Genomic DNA, 16,504 nt, shown 5'->3' with positions numbered 1-16,504 from the left:
GGATGCTTTTTTTATTTATTTAAATAGACTTTAAATCCATTTTAAACCAAATACATGCTATAATAAAAATAAGCCCTTAAAAGGGCTTATTTAAAGTCTACAGCTTTTTAATCTCTTTTAGCTTTTCAACACAAAAAGTTTTAATAGTCTCAAAGTCTATATCAGAAAATTTGTTGTATTGCCTACTCTTTATTTTATCATAGGCTGTACTTTGACTTTTTCCTAATATTTCTGCAATCTTAGCAGCTGACATTCCCAGGTCATTAATGATCTTAAGGGCTTTTTCGTGTGTAGTCATCATAAATTATTATATTTGTAAGGTTTTAGATTTAATGTTGATCTAAAATTTTTGACAATAGGCCCTCCTAGGAGGGCCTTTTTTTTAAAACTTAAAGAGCTTTGATAAAAAACTTTTTTTCTTTTCTTTTTCTTGCTTCATTTGCTCTTTTTTAGCTTTCATCTGTTTTTCATAATTTCCATGTTGTAGTTCAAAAAGGCATGTCAGTCGTTCTAAATACATGGTATCATTACACTGATAAATCATTTCGTAGACTATTTTTTCTGGAACGGCTAAGGTTGCATTACATAATTCAAGATAGGCATAAAATGCATCGTTTTTCGCGTAATAAACCATTTCTATTGCATTGTTCATTTTGTTTTTACACCATTATCACATTGTGCTTCGGTTTTAAATTAATGTTGATTTTTTTGACATTGTAAAAGTAATAATAAAAAACTATTCCACCAAATATATTTGGTGGAATTTTGTATTTATTTTTAGCTAACTTAATCTATATCAACACTTAATAATAATTCAAAAAAGAAAATAAATAGAAACCTTACTGAATCCCGTAAACGGCTTAAAAAAATTATTTGTAATTATGCACTACAATAAAATATACTAATGCTGGAGAGCATAGATATACTTTGTGTTATTCTTTTTGAAGTCCAAGGCACCTGTGACGATAGGTGCTTTGCTTATTTAAAAAAAATCTCAAAAATAAATCAAAAACAAACTGTTATTCAGTTTTATAATGCTATAATGCTATTTATAAAACGATTTTAATTTTTTGTATATTCGGCAAAAAAAAATAATGAAATTAATAAATCTTTTTAAAATTCACTTTGATGAAAATAGAATTTTTGGATTGGATATTTTACGATTTTTTGCAATATCATCTGTAGTACTAGGACATGGTTTACACTATTTGCCCAAATACATTGCTCAGGTTTTATCTTATTTTATTATTGATGGAGTAACTATTTTTTTCGTTTTAAGTGGCTTTTTAATAGGAGGTATTTTAATCAAGATATTAAACAAAGGAACATTTACTTTAAGTAATTTATTAAATTTTTGGAAAAGAAGATGGTTTAGAACACTCCCTGCTTATTTCTTAGTTGTTTTAATTTTACTTGTACTAAATATTGCATTTAACAAAGATTTTGTTTTAAATTCAAGTATTATAAAATACTTTCTCTTTGTACAGAACTTTAAAACGTTTCATCCCAACTTTTTTCCTGAAGCTTGGAGTTTAAGTGTGGAGGAGTGGTTTTATTTGCTTTCACCAATGATGATTTTTTCTTTACTGAATGTTTTTAAATTAAGTGCAAAGAAAGCCGTCTTTATAACTATTTTATCAATTATCTTATTTACTACCTTTTTCAGGATATATAGACTGTTTTTTAATATTCCTGTAACTGACATTAATATATGGGATTCATACTACAGAAAACAAGTTATTACAAGACTTGATAGCTTAATGTATGGTGTCTTAGCTGCATATATTAAGTTTTACTACAACCGTTTTTTTAAAAGGTTTAAAAAGGATTTTTTCATTTTAGGAATCTTATTAGCTATAATTCAATATTACTTTATAAATTTTGGATCAAATGCCTTTTATGACTCAGTTTTAAGTTTTTCAACTATTTCCATTTCAACTATGTTATTACTTCCTCTATTAGATTCAATAAAAACAGCTCCGAAAATAATATTAACTCCAGTCACATATATTAGCTTGACTTCTTATAGTATGTACCTAGTAAATTATTCACTGGTCCAAATGTGGATTATAGGCAAAATTAATATTTTAAATAGGACTGAACTTATAAGTACTGGTATAACTTTTAGCATATACTTATGCCTGGTTATGATAATTTCAATTTTAATTTATAAGTATTTTGAAGTACCTACAACAAAACTTAGAGATAAACTGATTAAAGTAAAATCACAGAATGTGATTATAAGATAATAAAAAAATCCCCACTTAATTGTGGGGATTTTTTTATGTATATGTAGATGTTTTTAATACACCTCCATTAGTTTCATTATGTACTCCTACAGGAGAGAACCCATCTACGAAAGTTGAACCACCATTAGTAACTACACCTACGGTAAAATCTGTAATTTTTGTACCTCCACTTATTTGTAAAAGGCAACCATTATTTATTATAGCTGTACCCCCTGGGGCAGAACCATTACCGCCTCTATGTATCATTTGATTAAAAATATTAGACCTTCCAGTTGAACTACTCAAATTTAAGAAGCATCCTCGTATACCTTCCGACCATCCATTCATTATTACTACATCTATCCCTTCATTAAATGGAGAGTTATTACTAACCCTAACCGCGCCTGTATTATTATTATTTAATATACCCGAACTTTCAAAATTACATCTATCAAAAATTGTACTTGAACAGGTTACAAGATCGGCACATAGCTCATCAATAATAGCAAAATAACATCCAACAAAGTGGTTCATATTTGCTTGCATATACCCAGCAGATGAAGTAGAAGATGCAGTTAAATACACTCCATTTTTAGACTCTTGAAACTTAGAAGCATTAAATGTAGGCAGTAAAACACCTGTGAATTTTACACACAAATTCGTAAACCTTCTCAATACAACTCCATCAGTTTTTAAATAAAACTGATTTTTAAGCTCTAGACCTATTGCGGCAATATTTCCACCATCAATTGTCAAATCTAAAAATGCGCCTCCCGATTTAAATTGATTACTATTAAGCGGATCTAAATCTTGAAAAGCATATGTTCCAGATTCATTTAATAGAGTTGTATTTTGATTTCCCTGCCCCTCTATAATTATTCCCTCACGGTACTTTAAACCGGTATGCTTTATAATTCCACTAGGTAATACTATGTGATCGTAGTTAAGAATAAGGTTGTTTAATATCGCTGTGTTGCTGGCTGCGGTATTGCTGGCAGAAACCCCGAAGCTTTCGGCATTAGTGAAAACAGATTTGGTTGCACCTCCTCCTGTTCCTTTTTTTAAATCTTTTAAAAGACTAATTGCTTCGTCACCTGTAAGCCCTACTGTTTCAACCTTATATTCATAACACCAACTTAGATTATTATTAAATGTTCCAGCTTGTGTAGCATTTTTATAAAACAATGTATATCCATCAAACCCATATGCGCTTCCGGTAGTTGTATTAATATTAAAATCTACACCATATACACCAATAGCCAACAACTGTCCTTTTTTTATTGGAATTGGTGTAGTTAACACTACTGTCTTAGCTACTCCAGCTTCCCAACCTCCAACAGATATGGCACCGGTGATATTTTTAAATATTGCACCTCCGGGAGTTGTTGGTTCAATAATATGAAATCCTATTTCATTAGTATTGGCTGCAGTAGCTTTCAATGTTATTTGTGTAATCCACCCGTCCATTGTTGCAGGAGTGTTGTTGGCTCTTAATGCAGCATAATTTGATGTTGAATTGTTTGTTGTGCCAAATCCTAAAACTTCATCTCCACCATTACCTGCTTTATCCGAAATTGCCTTATCAAAGAAATCTTTAGAAGCATTATACGCTGCCTTCATTACTGATGGCTCTGTGTTGTTAGCTGGATCAAAAATAGTTTTAGCCGTAACGCCTGGAATAGCAACATTATCCTTTTTTGCTACACCATTTGTCATATTAATAAAAACAAACTTTTTATCTAAATCATCGCTTATCACTACAATAGGTTGACCAGAAGAATCCTTAAAGTTAGTATAGGTTCCAGCTGTTCTAACCTCCCATTTTTCATAAAGATCTGGATCACCAGAAGACCAATGGGTAGGAAAACTGGAAGGGGTAGCTTCTCCTCTAATAAGAGATTTTGAAGCAGCTAATGCATTATCAACCGCCGCTAATAATGTTTGCTCTACTGATGAATCTAATTTATTGTTAAGTGTACTTTCCAAGTTTTTAACAGAAGTCATATCAATTTCTTCATCTTTATGCCAGTAAGAGTCAAGCCAATTATAAAAAGCCTCCTGTTTGGGTCTTTGCCCTTTTGCAAAAAGATTTCTAAGGTTTATCTTTGATATTTTCATTTGTTATTTTTTAAAAATTATGTAGTCGAATGTTAAATTCTGTGTTTGGTTATTAATTTCCCTTACAGCCAGGTAAAATTCTGTCGTAGATTTTCCGGAAACCGAAAAAGCCATATCATTATTATCGTTGTAGAAACCTGTGTAATTAATAGTCATGAACACTACATAATCAGAAGTTGGCAAAGGATTATTAAATGTGATCTTATAAAGATCATCACCGCCTCCTGCATTTCCTGTATTATTAATGAGTTCTATTTTATAATCTGTACCAATAAATGTCCATCCTATTGGTTTTCCATTGATATCACCTACAAAAACATTACCTTTTCTTAAATAACCAATTGAGTTGGATAATGCATCTATTTTATTGTTTAAAGTTGTTGATAAAGTTGCAATTTGAGATGGAATATCTGTAAGAATAGGAACTCTCTTAAAGGAGGACCAATCATATGAATTTGAAGAAAAACCAAAGGTAGCATAGCGATATGTTTCAAAATCTTTCAGTGCACCGTTCTCAAATTGAGATTGTTTTATTTCTTGCTTAATGATTACTGTATCTTGCTTTATACCCCCTTTAAAATCCAGGATTTCACCATCAATCACGACAACACCGTTACTCACTGTATTTCCTAGTTCCTCACAACCTGTAATAATAGCTTTGTTTCCGGCCATTTTAGCTAATGCTATAAATATCTGATATGCTTCCTGAAGTCCTGATAAAGTCTGCGTGACTAGCTTTAAACCTTCTGTTTGATTAAAATTAAATGTTTTCATCTACTTGTATATTAAATCTTTTGCCTGCTAATTTGTAAAAGTTGACAAGAGAGGTTATTTCAATTTTATAATTTTTTAATTCTGCTGGGATTACTACTGTAAAATCAGTTCCTGAGCCTTCTGTTTCAGCATCAGTATAAATAATCAATTCTCCCAACCATTTTGGCTTTTGTTCCCCATCTGTATAGATGTATTTTGGCTTTTTTAATACCCCTTCAATAATCTTAATTCTACGTTGGTAATCAAACGTGTCGTTAAGTATCTTTCGGAGTTTGCAAACCTGTGAGTTATGCTTTAATTTCGTTATAGAGCTTGTTCTTTCAACTAAGAAATTATTATTGAGGTCAACAATCTCACTCGCTGCCAAAGCTAGTAATGAACCTAATTTACCTGTCCGTAAAAAGGTTGGCAAAAGTAGAAGGACCAAGTCCCGGGCGTTAAGTTTATACCACATATTCTATTTTTGAGTTTTCAAAATCTATTTCAAAATATCCTGCAACAGGAATTTTTGAAATCTCAATATTTTCTAAATCTCCATAATCATTTATAGCCGGATCAATCCAAGCCGTCTTTGCAGCTACCAGATGGGGATTAATCACCCCTTCTATTACTTGTAATCTGTCAATAACCGTATTGAGAACTAACTCACCATTAAAAGGAAGCTCTTTTAATAATTTTATTATGGCATCTTTTACGGGTTCATTACCATTTAATATTGACACCCCATTAGGGTCAATAACATTAGGGTCCCGGTATATTTTTAAAAAGAGTTGTAGTTTATCTGGAAGAAAATTAACTACAGTTGTTTGTACTCCTGCATCTTTTATCTCCGCAAAATAGCTTTCAAAAGCAGTCTTTTCATCTTCAGTAATTGGCGCCAATTTCCCGGCTGACTCTGTAGCTATCTTAATGATCAACCTACTTTTATCTACACTTTGTGTAACCGCTGAATATTTAATTATTTTTGAATTTTCAATCTGATCATCATCATAACCAGCATTATTAAACTGATCATCATCAGGTACCAGGGAAAAACCATATTGAAAAGCTAAAGCTTTGTTTCTGTACCATCGTTCAGAGTGTGCTTTTTCCTCCTGGATTAGCAAAGACACTTCTTTTTTATATTGATCAAAGATTGATTCATGTACACTTATTGCATAGGCAACAATCCATAATATCAGTCTCCAAATTGCTGTTTTTGAAGTTGAGGTTAAACCATCCAAATCGGTATAGGTTTCTTTATTTTCAAGTAATGAATTATAAATTTCGTCAGTAGTTCTCATTGTACAATAAAATCATATTCTAATTCCCAGTAATTAATTCCCGAGAGTGGTTTTATATTCAAATCAGATATCCGGGCGGATGCTGGTTCTATTTTTTTAATCACGTAATTACTAAATACCTGTTTGTTAGTTTTAACAGCAGATGGAATAGTAATTTTCATACCTACTTCCAAATGATTCGCTATAGCCATATTATTACCCAGTGCAATCATGAAAGCATTCTCAATGTTTCCGGTGTGTTGAATAGCGATATCTAAAAATGATTGATTGGGAAGGATAATGATTTCCATTAGACTTTTCCATTTAGTTGTTTATACTTTCTTAATTCTTCAGTCAAGCTTCCTACTTTTATCTCAAGTTCGTGGATTGTATCTGTTGCTGCTGAAAACTTTTTTATAACCTCCTGCTTTTCAACTTCAGAATTTTTAAGGTTTTCAATCGCTTTATCCAATCTGCTTCCCAAATCATTTACTATATTTTGATAGTATAATAACATCTTTTCAGCGTTTTCGATTTGTGATGCTTCTGCATCTGCTTTCGCTTTTTTTCTTCCAAAAAACCAAGCTCCAAATCCAGTGGCCAAAGTTGTTAGAAGTACTCCAAAATTTTCAATTAATAATTGTGTCATGTTGTATATATTGCATCCACTTGTATTTTTAAATCTGCACCTATTTGTAGGCTTCGCACTACCATTCCATCTCTTTGAAATTCCTGCCGGATTTCACGGGCAAAATCGTTAATATTAGAGCCTTCTAAATATCTTTGTGCTCCAACACCTACCAAAGGAGATGCTTTAAATTGTCCCTTGTCAGCCAGTAGTAAAATGTTTTGATGTTGATATGTACTTTCATCAATGATAAAATCACCATTTTCAATCAAAGGCTCTAATTTTTCGGTTAATATGATATCGTTTGGCATATTATGATATTTTTCCAGTTCCGGTTCCAGTTTGAGCAGTGGCCGTTCCTGTTGTTTTTACGTCTACATTAACATTGCCACTTCTTACAAATTTGTCTATAGCATTAGCTATGTTTTGCGCAATCCGTTGTCGTGATTGTGCCGGGTTTTCAGTTGCCTGAGATTCTGAAGTAAAGATCTCCAGTAAGTCAGCAGTCAAAACCGCCTTTCCATCTGTTAAACTCATTTTAAAAGCTGTTTAAAGTCATTTTTAATACTGGCAAATTCTACATCTAATATTAGTTTGATGGTAGTACCTGTATTGGTTTGATATCCTCTCTCAATCACTGTAAAAAGTCGTGTCATTAAAGACAATAAGTTTTGATTTCCTGCTTCAATAAGGATTTTATCAGTCAACTCCAGTTTAGTATCACCAACTACCCAAAGATATTTTTCAACTTCATCACAAGCTATGATCATCCAGTCATCATCATCCTCAACTCTTATAGCCATAACATAGGTTCCTACTTTCGGTATTTGGAGAAAACTTTTGTTTTCTGAAAGAATCGGTTTTAAACGAACCTCGAAGATTTCCTGATCATCTTCATCAATAAGATCACAAGTTCCGGACTCTTCGTCTACTCTTTTCACTCTTGCTATATTGCTAGGTGGGGGACCTTGCATGCCCGCCAAATCCGCAAAACTACTTCTTAATTGTTCCGTCGTTGCCATTCCAAATAAATCCTAAAGTTGCTGTTTGTCTTCCCCCGCTCATTCCAAAATCGCCTGATACTGATTCAATAAAATAATTCCCGGCCTTTTCTTCAGAAAATTTTCCTCCATTAACTTCGAGCACCATGCCTTTATTAACATAAGGTACCAGGAAAAGTTCTAAAGAACCTTCGTACCCCCTGTAATTTTCTTTTAATTGAAGCCTGTTAACAATCTCCTGAACATAATTAGCGGGTATTCCTGCCTTTATTTTAATTTCTTTTTCATTATCATACTTTCGAGTCACTCTGTTAATAGCATTCTCCTGCCTTTCTTTTTCCTTCTGCTTTTTTGCAGCTTCTTTTTGAGCATCTGTAAGTTTTAATTTACTTTTTGTTTTCGTGACCTCTCCTTTTTTATCTTTTTCCCTGACTACAATCTTCATTTGCTTATCAGCTTTCTTTTTTTGGAAATCATCATCTTTTATAACATTCCAGCCAATTTTTACTTTTACATGTTTTTGAACTTTTCCAAACAATGTACCCACGTACAATTGTGAAAAATTAAAATATACTGCCAGTTGACATTCTTTTTTCAAATATTCCAAGACCTGGATTCCGGTTGCATTTTTAAAACGAACATTTTTTAACGGTATATCCGGTATATCTGGCGAAAGCTCAATATCCGTATCATTTATAAGATCCTTTAGAAGATCTTTTACTGTAACACTAGAATAGGATTTATTGAAAATAACATCATATAGCTGATAACCATACCCTTCACATTCTAATTCAACGGGGACTCCTAGTTTCACATTTCTAATAAAACCTTCAAATCGTTTTATATTGTTATTGTTATACCCCAGCAATACAGTTACTTTATCACCTTCTTTAAATTGGTAGATCTTTTTGTTATCTACATCATTAAGATCAAAAGTTTTATCTACATAATCATTGATCATATGAGATATTCGAGGTAACGAAATATTACAGGTATCAACAAAATTCCCTACATCAGTCTTCCACGAAACTTTGTTAGGTTTTACTTTTTTATAATTCCCTATAGTAATATCACTTGTTAAATAAAATGCCATTATAAAAATTCTAGATCACCGATAAAATCACTCTTACACGTCATACTGAAGGGCTTTATCCAATGGTTTTGGCCCTGCACTTCTGGAAATTCCAGATCTGATATTACTATCCTGCATGATTCATCTAAAAACAGTTCAGGATAGCCCCCGTGTAAAGTCTTTTCCTGAGTACTTTCTTTTAATGAGATCAAATCCAATATTTCTTGTTCTGGAACGTTCCTGTTTTTACCTATTAAAAAACCCCGGATTGTAAACTTATAATCATCGATATTCACAATCTCATTTACCGTTCCTTTTCGCTCTACAACGGGAGTATTGACAATTGTACTTACAAGGTTTACCGATACCGTGCAGATATCAATAGATAAATTAATGGGAACCACAGTACCTGCTTCTAGCTTACTTCCTTTCAACTCAATAGGAAACCAGATATCCTGGCCATAAACACCGATCTTATTAAATGATTGCCCTTTTGTACTCTTTTGGCTGATATGAATACTGCCTTTTGGATGTTCATTCTCTGGAATACCTGAAAAAACAATATTTTCTGAAAGAGGATTTGCTTCTGGTACGTAGTAAGAACCACGTCCAAATACTTCTCCATATAGCTTTCCTAAATTTATTACATTCGCTGTAGTTGGTATCATATTACATGTTTTTGCCGCCGTTATATAAGACTCTACCCATACATTCTAATAATATTTTTTCAATCTCCTGAGAGCTTTCAGTCATATTCATAGTTGTAAATTGGATGTTATCGAAAAATTTACCCAGGTGGATGGTAATATATTTGGTACCACCACCCGCAATAGTGTCTCCGGCATCTTTTGACTTCTTTTTATTTTTTTCTTTTTCATCGTCGCCTTTGGCAGTTGTATTTTTAAATCTTGTGAGATCTGAAAAATAACTTGTAGGATCTTCTTTCTTTTTAGTGGCTTGAGCTTTCGCATCAAGAGCCTTTTGCTTCTTGCTTTCGTCCAGTGATTTATCAAAGCCGTTCATAAATGCATCTCCCACACCTTTTGTCATCTCATCTCCGAGAGCTGCCAGAGGAGCGGTTAAAGGATTAGCAGCAACAATATTTCCTCCGATTTTTTTAATGATACCTCCGATTTTTGAAAAATCACCGTTAAAAATTGCAGAAAATAAATCTCCTACTCCGGAAAATACATCTGCAATTGCTTGTGGAATTCTTTTAAATGATTCAATAACAAGCTCTGGAATTTTTAAAAATGTATTTTTAATATTAACTCCTAAAGTCTTTAATGCTGACCAGGTACCGTCTACTATTGCACGGAAAGTATCAAACTTTTTATAGGCTATAACAAAGGCTGCGATTAACGCTGCAATTCCGGCTACTACCAACCCAATAGGGTTCATAGTCATAGCAATATTTAGTAGATTTTGAGCTACAGTTACTATTCCAGTCCAAAGGGCTTGAGCCTTCATCACAAGTTGATATCCAAGGAAAGCAGCTGTTAAAGCTCCCACTACTGTTGTAAAAACCTGTACAGATGTTGAGCTTCCCGTGAGCCAGCTAAAGAATGCCAAGCCAGTATCAATCATTCCTGATAAAATCGAGGAGATTTGTAATATATTAGGCTTCATTCTTTCCAGAAACGGTCCTACACCTTCTGTCAGACTAATTCCAAGCTCCAGAACTTTTGTAATTACTGGGGTAAAAGCATCTCCAATATCCGTTAAAGCATTGCCCGTACGATCTTTTAATGACTCCCATTTACCAGACATTGTCTGGTTCATTCTTTCTAAAGCCCCCGCATACAATCCACCCTCCATCCTAGCAACTGCTAATGATTTCGTAAGCAAATCATAAGTGACATCCATTTCTTTAACTTCATCTGCGTTTTTACCGGTAGCTTTTTGTAATAATTTATAGATATTGATACCAGCATAACCAAATTGCTTTATATCCATTGCCGAGGCCTTTCCTAATGATTTTATCTGTTGCATATTGATTGCCATTCTCTGCAACTCATCATTTCCTCCAGCAGCACCAGAAACAGCATTAGCCAAATTCATTACATCCTCTCTTGCATTTTCTGCATTACCATCAACACTTATTAATGCTCTATTAGCTTTTAATAACGTTCCAGTATCATAAGATGAAATTTCAGCATCGTGCCTGATACCTTGATACGCCACCTTTGCTTTTTCATCACCTATAAAAGTTCCAAGACCAGTAATTCCTTTTTCTTTCTCCATTGCCCCGGAAATAGCACCACCAATACCATCCTTTACAACATTTAGAAATTCAGATGCTATATTAGCTCCGATATTCCCCAACATTGCTCCCATAGCAATTCCACTAACACTGGATACTCCACCAGAACCACCAGAACCACCCAGATTGCCCGGATGACGAGATGCTTGACGTTGTAAGGCTTCGAGCTCTCTTCTCGCTGCTGCTATTTGTGCTGGTATTGTAGAGCTTCGCATTACACCTTCTACGGTTCTTATCCGGGTTTGAAGTTGTTCAAAACTTTGCCCTAAAACTCTATTTCGCTGTGTAACCTGGTTAACATGCTGAGACATTCTGTTGAATGTAGATTGAGCCCGGGAGCCTACCCTTGATAGGCCCCCAGACATAAAATCTTTCATTCTAACAACAAATTCAACAATATTACTCACGTTTACATTTTATTTTTATTCTGTTCTTTCCAAATTTCGAGGGCTATCCCTGTTCTATAAAAAAACTTTTCATCCCCCCAATCTTTGAGAGCATTAGCCCCAAACTGCATTGAACCGAAAACAATCAGAAATTCTATCCCGTCCTCTCTGCTTTCAAAATCAGTCCTCCCGGCTTCACTAAGCGCGAAAAAACTCTCCTTTTTTCCCCTCTAAAATGTTATTAATCTGAAGAAATACTGCAATAAACATATCTTCATCTTCGATCAATTCATAATCACCATCCAGCCATAATGACTCTACAATCATCGCTACTGCCTTAGTCATTCCGTTGGTTCCAATCGCTGTAAGGTAATCGCCCAAATCATCAGCTAAAGGAGGTCTCAAAACAGCCAGTTTATCATCTACTTTCAGATAAATAAGCTCCCTATTTCCATATTCTGATTTCCATCCGCTCAGCTTTTCTTCGGAAAATTTTTTAATAAATGGAGTTCTGTCTTTTACTTCAGATTTTGTTGTTTGAGCTTCTTTTACTGCTTCAGCAGATCTTCTTTTTGCGAATACAGATGTTAATTTTCCAGATTCTTTTTCAGTTGTTGTAATTGATTGTTTCATTTTTTTGTTTTGTTAAAATAGTTGATGATTAAATTGAATTATAATAGCTGACGGCTCATGGCAATGTAGGGCAATGTGATTTCCCTGTTTTTTGCTCCCTGTTCCATCGTGACACCGTCTTCCGTAAATTGTACTCCAGAGGTGACAATCGATTTTAACTTATCGGTGATTCTGCGTTTGTAGTTGATTGTAATTACTATAAGTTCGTGTGGAACTTCCGTTATATCATCATATCCGGCTGCCTGAGCTGCTTTATTCATTGCATCTGCTTCAAAACCTAATATTTTGATATTTCCCTCATATTTAATATTACCTTTTGTAATATCAAGAGGCTCGGAACCTGCTCCGTAAAGATGTTCTGCTTCTACCGTTTTTTTACTTTCAAACCCTCGTAATCCCCGGATAACCCTGTTTAAAATTTTGACCTCAAAATCTGACCAGGCACATTCTGATGAAGTGACATTAATATTCATTGTTAAATTGTTTTAGTTAATCCCAGGTTAATGACAATCCATGTCATATACCCTAATGGTTGGATTTTCACATCCATATTTAAAGTTCTGGTAGTGATCAGATCCTGATCTGTAGAAATCAATACATCAGCATCACTGATTTGCCCTGACATTTGTAATAAAAGCTGTGTTTTTATGTTCTGTTCAAGATATACAGCATCTGCATCATTGATTTTCCCTTCTTTGGTCATCCTTACAGTAGTTTCCAAAAATGGAGTGGTAGTTGCTGTAGAGATTCGCTGTGCTTTATCAATCAATCTTCCAAAAACGAGGATATTAAAATCATCATTACCTGCCATTTTATCTACAGAGAAAAAATATCCGGAAACACCTTCCCTTATGTGATAGTGAATATAGCCTGCATCAGTGAAATTATCCAATTCAACAGGATCAAGTTCGTCAATTGGTTTTTTTCCGATAAATGCTGATGTAATGCTTAATACACCATTGGTTCCATCACCAAGTTTTATATGAGCCGGATATTTTACTGCACGACCTAAGGCAACGCCCACTGATGCTGATCCGTCATTTTTAGTACCTCCAAGAGCAACACCGGAGAAGGTGTTTTCTGAGGTGACTATTTGATCAATAGGAGTGATAGTATCATCATTGACACGACCTTCAATAATAATTCTTACAGGTCTATTAATAGACTGTTGATACTCCGCTAAAACCTTGGAGGTGATAAGAGCGGCCTTTACATCAGTATCGAGAAATCCGGTACCTGCAACATAAGAAGCAGCTGGTTTCCTACAAACCCCCACAATATTTACACGACCCTTTGAGACAGTTAATAATTTTTTTACTCCATTTGCATTGGTAGATGTACAAGCGCTTTGCATTGTCATTGTATCTTCTGTGCCCAAAATCCATAATTCCTGGCTTCCACCTAACTCATTATAAAACTCTAAGATGTGACGGTGTAAAAAAGGTTCTGCTGTTTCCGTATATCCTTTTTTTTCGGCATCAGATAAAGAGTATACTGTTGCTACTTTGCCAATATTCTGAACTACAGATGCAGTTCCTACAATTCCAGCAACGCCATCAGTGATTAATACCTGACGTTGCAAGTTGCCTCTGGTAACGGTTGCTGTTACCGATGGCGTTCCGGTTCCTTGCATATAATTATTTATTAAGAGTTGTTTTGAATTCTGTTAATGCAGCGATCAGAGTTGGCGCTTTAGCATTTTCAACCTGTAGATTAAAAAATTTAACAAGGGATTTCAGATCCTCATATTTCAATTTATCAACCTCATTATTTTGCAAAAAAACTTCCATTGCTAAAATTTCCGCTGGGGTAGGTTGATCACCGCCTGTAGTTAAGTTTTCATCATTTAGACTTTTGCCCAAAAGTTCTTTTTCCAGAACTTTTCTTTTATATGATTCAATTTTCTGATCATCTAAAGTTCCAGACATGCTTTGTGCAGATCCGATCGTATGAAATACTCGCCCGTCAGATGTTACATGACATTCATCGCTGGAAGGATGACGCTCAAAGTAATCCTGGGCTTTTTCAATAAATTTATTCATTGGTATAAAATTTAAATTATTTTTAAAGTGAGTTTAAATAACCTTTTTCCATCGAAGGATAAATGCAAGGCCAACAATGGCAGTAATAAATAAAAAGATTCTTCCAAGCCATATCTGTACTGTTTGATACCATGCTAGTGGGTTATCCACATAAACTGGGTTATCCAGGTAAATTGTTTTTTGCTCGTGTTCTTTAATATATACTTCCTGCCATTGCTTTAATAGCTCCTGCGCTTTTTTATTACAGTCAACCTGAAGAAGTCCATTATTAATATTAACTTTTGGAATTTCAAGTATGACTCCCGGCTTTGATTTATTTTGCGTTTTTGTGGTTTCCCTGATAACAGGTTTACCATTTATACAATCGATATACGCTTCATAATAGGAGTTGTCAGCTTCTACCTTATAAATAGTATCTCTGATTGTTTTTGTGATTTCTTTTGTATTCTCAATAACCACCGGGGGAATAGGTTTCCTTACTGAGCAGGAAACCACCATCCCAATGGTTAACATAAAAAGTATTAAAAAGAAGAAATTTTTCATGTTTTGGATTTATTTTTTGAAATAAAGATCTGCCTCCGCTTTTCTACGATTCACAAGACCATTTATAACTTGTTTTTTTCCGTTCACTGTCCCTTTATTCCATTTTGCAAATTCTGCCCGGATAGTAGGGTCGTTAGGATTTTTATTAACCTTTTTGAGTAAGGTAGATACATTTAACCCAGTAATTCCAACATTATAACAAAAGGAAACTAAAGCATTAAATTGATTTTGATTGATTTGTGATGTTACCTTTGCATTCACATTAGCAACATATTTTTTAAGGGTATTTTGAAAGAGTTGTAATTCTCTTGCAGGAGTGATTACATCACCCTTTTTTACCTTGGTTCCATTTTCATATTCTGTTACTCCTCTTCCAATGGTCCAAACCTTTACACTATCCAAATAGGCTGTGTAACGGATACTTTCACCTTCAGTTAAAAACTTTTGACCTGAAAGGTCCAGCATTTTATCAGCTTCCCATGAAGAAAGGTTTAATGCATTTAGGTTAAATTGAAAATTTGCCATAAGTTTGATAATAAGAACCGCCTGCCATCATCAGAGGCGGTTCTTTGGTATTTAGAATTATTATACAGTTGGAGCCTGATTAATGGTAAGAACACCTTTCCAATCCTCTCTACGGCACCTACCGCCTGTTTTGATAAGACCAGAGTGTATATCACCATAATAAAGAGGATTACCAATATCTTGGAATAGTTCAGTATCTCCAGTAGATTTACCAACACTATCCTTTTGCCACAAGAAAGTAGCTAGATTGGAATCTGCAGATAAAGCTTCACCTGGTAAAATTGGATGATTGGATGTTGGATCGAAAGCAAGAACACTGCTTCTTTCTAAGAATGTAAATCCTGCAAAAGATCCCACAACGCCCGTTTTCAAATCTACAGACCCTTGAAAGGCTGCCATTTGATTCTGTGACAATGAGTCAATAAATTCCTGAAGCATATTACTCTCCAGCATTGCGTAGCGGTCTGATTTTACAACATTATCCTTGTTCATTGTTGCCTGAGCCTTCTGGAAGTCTTTATAATGTAAAGCTTTTCTTTGTCCAGTTTGTCCGTCTGTTAAGTTTACAGCTGTAGCAGATCCCGAAGTTTTAAGTTGCTTAGCAACTGGCAGATAGTCCACCACAGAACCACCTCCAACAGTTGGTTTAAAACCTCTTACCCAGTTAAACAACATATCATCACCTACAATTTCAGCCATTGTATTGGTGTGATCTCCTAATACAGAATCTGTTTTTGCATAAGAAATCTCCATCCCTTCTGTCCAGGTGATCAATGTAGGATCAGTAGAATATACATCCAGTGCGTAAAATATTGCAGTATCACCTCTCTGTACAGCGACTGCCGGAAGAGAAGCTCTATTTTTGACCACGTTTGGCTTCGCGCCAGCTTGTGGAATATAGACGATGGAACCTCCTTTTACAAATTTGGATTCATCAACACATAGAGATAGGTGTGGATTTGTTTTGAATAGTTTTTCAATAATGTATGATACCCATAACTCTTGGGGTACCTTTGGATTTTGTGCCAT

The 16,504-nt window shown here is 34.4% G+C and carries 22 protein-coding genes; 1 reads left to right on the top strand and 21 read right to left on the bottom strand.

All coding sequences use genetic code 11. The annotated features are described in order from the left end of the window. Positions 1-97: 97 nt before the first annotated feature. Positions 98-301, bottom strand: coding sequence for a hypothetical protein (locus tag DBR39_RS13690; RefSeq protein ID WP_124533974.1), 204 nt, complete (start codon positions 299-301; stop codon positions 98-100). Between the two features lie 81 nt (positions 302-382). After that, on the bottom strand, positions 383-652 hold the full coding sequence (locus tag DBR39_RS13685) for a hypothetical protein (protein ID WP_124533972.1): 270 nt from the start codon (positions 650-652) through the stop codon (positions 383-385). A 442-nt stretch (positions 653-1,094) separates the two neighbouring features. On the opposite strand from DBR39_RS13685, the gene DBR39_RS13680 reads away from it, so the two are divergent. Further along, entirely contained in the window at positions 1,095-2,249 is a 1,155-nt protein-coding gene (locus DBR39_RS13680; RefSeq protein WP_124533970.1) for an acyltransferase family protein, read from the top strand. Between the two features lie 33 nt (positions 2,250-2,282). Here DBR39_RS13680 and DBR39_RS13675 read toward each other — a convergent pair whose 3' ends face one another. The 19 genes from DBR39_RS13675 to DBR39_RS13585 form a co-directional block, all read right to left on the bottom strand. Beyond that, positions 2,283-4,346, bottom strand: a complete 2,064-nt coding sequence (locus DBR39_RS13675; protein WP_124533968.1) for a hypothetical protein — start codon at positions 4,344-4,346, stop codon at positions 2,283-2,285. Between the two features lie 3 nt (positions 4,347-4,349). Next, positions 4,350-5,120, bottom strand: a complete 771-nt coding sequence (locus DBR39_RS13670) for a hypothetical protein (RefSeq protein ID WP_124533966.1) — start codon at positions 5,118-5,120, stop codon at positions 4,350-4,352. Next, positions 5,107-5,574, bottom strand: a complete 468-nt coding sequence (locus tag DBR39_RS13665) for a hypothetical protein (RefSeq protein WP_124533964.1) — start codon at positions 5,572-5,574, stop codon at positions 5,107-5,109. The genes DBR39_RS13670 and DBR39_RS13665 overlap by 14 nt, the downstream gene beginning before the upstream one ends. After that, on the bottom strand, positions 5,564-6,403 hold the full coding sequence (locus DBR39_RS13660) for a nucleotidyltransferase (RefSeq protein WP_124533962.1): 840 nt from the start codon (positions 6,401-6,403) through the stop codon (positions 5,564-5,566). Before DBR39_RS13660 ends, DBR39_RS13665 begins: the two co-directional genes overlap by 11 nt. After that, positions 6,400-6,693, bottom strand: coding sequence for a hypothetical protein (locus tag DBR39_RS13655; RefSeq protein WP_124533960.1), 294 nt, complete (start codon positions 6,691-6,693; stop codon positions 6,400-6,402). The genes DBR39_RS13660 and DBR39_RS13655 overlap by 4 nt, the downstream gene beginning before the upstream one ends. Next, a complete protein-coding gene (locus tag DBR39_RS13650; protein WP_124533958.1) occupies positions 6,693-7,031 on the bottom strand; it encodes a hypothetical protein in 339 nt (112 codons plus the stop codon). The genes DBR39_RS13655 and DBR39_RS13650 overlap by 1 nt, the downstream gene beginning before the upstream one ends. Next, the gene (locus DBR39_RS13645; protein ID WP_124533956.1) at positions 7,028-7,321 is read right to left on the bottom strand and encodes a hypothetical protein; all 294 of its coding nucleotides are present in this window, start codon (positions 7,319-7,321) and stop codon (positions 7,028-7,030) included. The genes DBR39_RS13650 and DBR39_RS13645 overlap by 4 nt, the downstream gene beginning before the upstream one ends. A 1-nt stretch (position 7,322) precedes the next feature. Further along, complete coding sequence (locus DBR39_RS13640; protein ID WP_124533954.1) at positions 7,323-7,547, bottom strand: hypothetical protein; 225 nt, start codon at positions 7,545-7,547, stop codon at positions 7,323-7,325. Next, entirely contained in the window at positions 7,544-8,032 is a 489-nt protein-coding gene (locus DBR39_RS13635) for a hypothetical protein (protein WP_124533952.1), read from the bottom strand. Before DBR39_RS13635 ends, DBR39_RS13640 begins: the two co-directional genes overlap by 4 nt. Further along, positions 8,004-9,104 carry a hypothetical protein gene (locus tag DBR39_RS13630; RefSeq protein ID WP_124533950.1) on the bottom strand — a complete coding sequence of 367 codons (1,101 nt, stop codon included), beginning with the start codon at positions 9,102-9,104 and terminating at the stop codon, positions 8,004-8,006. Before DBR39_RS13630 ends, DBR39_RS13635 begins: the two co-directional genes overlap by 29 nt. Then, entirely contained in the window at positions 9,104-9,751 is a 648-nt protein-coding gene (locus DBR39_RS13625) for a DUF6046 domain-containing protein (RefSeq protein WP_124533948.1), read from the bottom strand. Before DBR39_RS13625 ends, DBR39_RS13630 begins: the two co-directional genes overlap by 1 nt. A gap of 1 nt (position 9,752) precedes the next feature. Next, a complete protein-coding gene (locus DBR39_RS13620) occupies positions 9,753-11,753 on the bottom strand; it encodes a tape measure protein (RefSeq protein ID WP_124533946.1) in 2,001 nt (666 codons plus the stop codon). 177 nt (positions 11,754-11,930) lie between these two features. Further along, on the bottom strand, positions 11,931-12,365 hold the full coding sequence (locus DBR39_RS13615; protein ID WP_124533944.1) for a hypothetical protein: 435 nt from the start codon (positions 12,363-12,365) through the stop codon (positions 11,931-11,933). Positions 12,366-12,403: 38 nt separating this feature from the next. Then, positions 12,404-12,838 (bottom strand): hypothetical protein, encoded by a 435-nt coding sequence (locus DBR39_RS13610; protein ID WP_124533942.1) that lies wholly within the window; start codon positions 12,836-12,838, stop codon positions 12,404-12,406. Between the two features lie 2 nt (positions 12,839-12,840). After that, positions 12,841-13,998 carry a DUF2586 family protein gene (locus tag DBR39_RS13605; protein ID WP_124533940.1) on the bottom strand — a complete coding sequence of 386 codons (1,158 nt, stop codon included), beginning with the start codon at positions 13,996-13,998 and terminating at the stop codon, positions 12,841-12,843. Positions 13,999-14,002: 4 nt separating this feature from the next. Further along, the gene (locus DBR39_RS13600) at positions 14,003-14,407 is read right to left on the bottom strand and encodes a hypothetical protein (protein WP_124533938.1); all 405 of its coding nucleotides are present in this window, start codon (positions 14,405-14,407) and stop codon (positions 14,003-14,005) included. Positions 14,408-14,440: 33 nt separating this feature from the next. After that, positions 14,441-14,950, bottom strand: a complete 510-nt coding sequence (locus DBR39_RS13595) for a hypothetical protein (protein ID WP_124533936.1) — start codon at positions 14,948-14,950, stop codon at positions 14,441-14,443. Positions 14,951-14,959: 9 nt separating this feature from the next. Next, positions 14,960-15,475 (bottom strand): lysozyme, encoded by a 516-nt coding sequence (locus DBR39_RS13590; protein WP_228447835.1) that lies wholly within the window; start codon positions 15,473-15,475, stop codon positions 14,960-14,962. Between the two features lie 60 nt (positions 15,476-15,535). After that, complete coding sequence (locus tag DBR39_RS13585) at positions 15,536-16,504, bottom strand: phage capsid protein (RefSeq protein WP_124533935.1); 969 nt, start codon at positions 16,502-16,504, stop codon at positions 15,536-15,538.

Origin of the sequence: Chryseobacterium sp. KBW03, assembly GCF_003852415.1 — a bacterium.
Classification (GTDB): domain Bacteria; phylum Bacteroidota; class Bacteroidia; order Flavobacteriales; family Weeksellaceae; genus Chryseobacterium; species Chryseobacterium viscerum.
This window is presented reverse-complemented; position numbering and strand designations above follow the sequence as displayed.

Bases quoted from the DNA above. Each gene is read 5' to 3' on its own strand.
- DBR39_RS13680 (WP_124533970.1), top strand. From the start codon at position 1,095: ATGAAATTAATAAATCTTTTTAAAATTCACTTTGATGAAAATAGAATT.
- DBR39_RS13650 (WP_124533958.1), bottom strand. From the start codon at position 7,031: ATGACACAATTATTAATTGAAAATTTTGGAGTACTTCTAACAACTTTG.
- DBR39_RS13665 (WP_124533964.1), bottom strand. From the start codon at position 5,574: ATGTGGTATAAACTTAACGCCCGGGACTTGGTCCTTCTACTTTTGCCA.
- DBR39_RS13615 (WP_124533944.1), bottom strand. From the start codon at position 12,365: ATGAAACAATCAATTACAACAACTGAAAAAGAATCTGGAAAATTAACA.
- DBR39_RS13645 (WP_124533956.1), bottom strand. From the start codon at position 7,321: ATGCCAAACGATATCATATTAACCGAAAAATTAGAGCCTTTGATTGAA.
- DBR39_RS13595 (WP_124533936.1), bottom strand. From the start codon at position 14,950: ATGAAAAATTTCTTCTTTTTAATACTTTTTATGTTAACCATTGGGATG.
- DBR39_RS13590 (WP_228447835.1), bottom strand. From the start codon at position 15,475: ATGGCAAATTTTCAATTTAACCTAAATGCATTAAACCTTTCTTCATGG.
- DBR39_RS13685 (WP_124533972.1), bottom strand. From the start codon at position 652: ATGAACAATGCAATAGAAATGGTTTATTACGCGAAAAACGATGCATTT.
- DBR39_RS13610 (WP_124533942.1), bottom strand. From the start codon at position 12,838: ATGAATATTAATGTCACTTCATCAGAATGTGCCTGGTCAGATTTTGAG.
- DBR39_RS13655 (WP_124533960.1), bottom strand. From the start codon at position 6,693: ATGGAAATCATTATCCTTCCCAATCAATCATTTTTAGATATCGCTATT.
- DBR39_RS13585 (WP_124533935.1), bottom strand. From the start codon at position 16,504: ATGGCACAAAATCCAAAGGTACCCCAAGAGTTATGGGTATCATACATT.
- DBR39_RS13670 (WP_124533966.1), bottom strand. From the start codon at position 5,120: ATGAAAACATTTAATTTTAATCAAACAGAAGGTTTAAAGCTAGTCACG.
- DBR39_RS13600 (WP_124533938.1), bottom strand. From the start codon at position 14,407: ATGAATAAATTTATTGAAAAAGCCCAGGATTACTTTGAGCGTCATCCT.
- DBR39_RS13605 (WP_124533940.1), bottom strand. From the start codon at position 13,998: ATGCAAGGAACCGGAACGCCATCGGTAACAGCAACCGTTACCAGAGGC.
- DBR39_RS13675 (WP_124533968.1), bottom strand. From the start codon at position 4,346: ATGAAAATATCAAAGATAAACCTTAGAAATCTTTTTGCAAAAGGGCAA.
- DBR39_RS13635 (WP_124533952.1), bottom strand. From the start codon at position 8,032: ATGGCAACGACGGAACAATTAAGAAGTAGTTTTGCGGATTTGGCGGGC.
- DBR39_RS13640 (WP_124533954.1), bottom strand. From the start codon at position 7,547: ATGAGTTTAACAGATGGAAAGGCGGTTTTGACTGCTGACTTACTGGAG.
- DBR39_RS13630 (WP_124533950.1), bottom strand. From the start codon at position 9,104: ATGGCATTTTATTTAACAAGTGATATTACTATAGGGAATTATAAAAAA.
- DBR39_RS13625 (WP_124533948.1), bottom strand. From the start codon at position 9,751: ATGATACCAACTACAGCGAATGTAATAAATTTAGGAAAGCTATATGGA.
- DBR39_RS13690 (WP_124533974.1), bottom strand. From the start codon at position 301: ATGATGACTACACACGAAAAAGCCCTTAAGATCATTAATGACCTGGGA.
- DBR39_RS13660 (WP_124533962.1), bottom strand. From the start codon at position 6,403: ATGAGAACTACTGACGAAATTTATAATTCATTACTTGAAAATAAAGAA.